The sequence below is a fragment of the bacterium genome, from assembly GCA_016873475.1.
Taxonomy (GTDB): Bacteria; Krumholzibacteriota; Krumholzibacteriia; order JACNKJ01; family JACNKJ01; genus VGXI01.
The window spans coordinates 1-1,694 of record VGXI01000403.1; the positions used below are offsets into that span (position 1 = coordinate 1).

Genomic DNA, 1,694 nt, shown 5'->3' on the forward strand with positions numbered 1-1,694 from the left:
TGGGCAGGAGGTCGACGCCCGCCAACGGCGTGTCCGAGCGCAGCGCGATCTGGAAAGCGATCACCTCGTTGCGAGCGCTGTGCAGGCGAAGCGTGCGCGTCGCGCCGTCCCAGAAGAAGTTGCTCGCCTCGTAGGCCGCTGTCGGGTGCAGCTTCTCCGAATCGCCGACCGCCCAAACCGCGAGCTCGGCGCGCGCGCCGACGGGGAAGATCGCGGCAGCCAGCGCCAGGATGAGGCAAGAACGCGAGTTCGAGATCCGCAGTCGAAGCATGGAGTCCCTCCCGGGGATGGCGATGGAACGCTGGAAACCCGCCAACCTGCGCCCGCCCATGCACGCGGCGGACCAGGTGGCCCCGTCCACAGCCCGATCGGCTAGCGAGCGAGCAACGCCCGCATCTCGCGCTTGTAGGCCTCCACGCCCGGCTGGTCGAAGGGGTTCACCCCGAGCAGCAGGGCGCTGACGGCGCAGCTCGCCTCGAAAAAGTAGACCAGCTCGCCCAGGCTCTCCGCGTCCAGGCGCGGCAGCACGATGCGCAGCACGGGCACGCCACCCGCGTCGTGCGCGATCATCGTCCCCAGCTCGGCCGCCGCGTTGAAGGCGGCGAGCGGCCGGCCCGCGAACTCGGCCAGGCCGTCGCCGTCCTCGGTGCTGCTGTCCGCCGCGCGCAGCAGCGGCACACCGGGGCCGGTCGGCGGCTCGGCCAGCGCGATGAAGGTCTCGACCAGATGACGCGGTCCCTCCTGCACGTACTGTCCGAGGCTGTGCAGGTCCGTGCTGTAGCTGGCGCGGGCCGGGAAGAGCCCCTTGCCGCCCTTGCCCTCGCTCTCGCCGAACAGCTGCGCCCACCAGTCGCCGACCCGCGCGAGCGCCGGCTCGAAGACGGCGAGCAGCTCGATCGCCTTGCCGCCCGTGTGGAGGTGCCGGCGCAGCGCGGCGTAGTGCAGGGCCGGGTTGTCGAGCAGGATGTCCACGGCGCCCGGGTCGCCGGCCGCGATCTCGCCGCCCAGGAAGCGGGCGCGGGCGCGGCGGGCGCCGGCCAGCAGGGCCTTGATATCCACACCCGCCACGGCCAGCGGCAGCAGGCCGACGGGGCTGAGCACGCTGAAGCGGCCGCCGACGTCCGGCGGGATCGGCCAGCTGCGCCAGCTGCGCGCCAGGGCCAGCTTGCGCAGCGCGCCCTGCGCCGGATCCGTGGTGGCGAGGATGTAGCGGTCCGCGGCGGCGCCGTGCTGCTCGATGAGCAGCTCGCGCAGCAGGCGGAAGGCGAGGGCCGTCTCGAGCGTCGTGCCGCTCTTGCTGATGACGTTCACCGCGAAGGGCTTGCGCTTCAGGCGCCGCAAGAGGCCGGCGAGGGCCTGGCCGCCCATCTGCTCGCCGGCGAAGTGGATCTCGGGTCCGAGCGCGCGGCCGCGCGGCCCGCGCAGGAGGAGCCCGCCCGTGGGCCCCGGCTCGGCGAAGGCTTCGATCAGCGCGCGCGCGCCGAGAGTGCTGCCGCCGATGCCGCAGACGACGAGGTGCTTGACCTCGCCGCGCAGCTCGCCCGCGAGGTCCTGGAGCGAGCCGCGCCATTCCTCCGCCGCCACCGGCAGGTCCAGCCAGCCCAGGAAGTCGGCCCCCGGGCAGGTCCTGGCGAGCAGCGCGCGCCGCGCGCCGAGTGCGTTGGCGGCCAGGCGCGGCAGGTCGGCGGCCCAGG

General features: G+C 74.1%; 2 protein-coding genes. Both read right to left on the reverse strand.

Going from position 1 to position 1,694, the window contains the following annotated elements; translation table 11 throughout:
- Positions 1–271, reverse strand: a 271-nt coding sequence (locus tag FJ251_16175; protein ID MBM4119237.1) for a hypothetical protein, incomplete at its 3' end; no start/stop codon positions are given.
- Between the two features lie 101 nt (positions 272–372).
- On the reverse strand, positions 373–1,694 hold a 1,322-nt coding region (locus FJ251_16180; protein ID MBM4119238.1), incomplete at its 5' end, for a glucose-6-phosphate isomerase.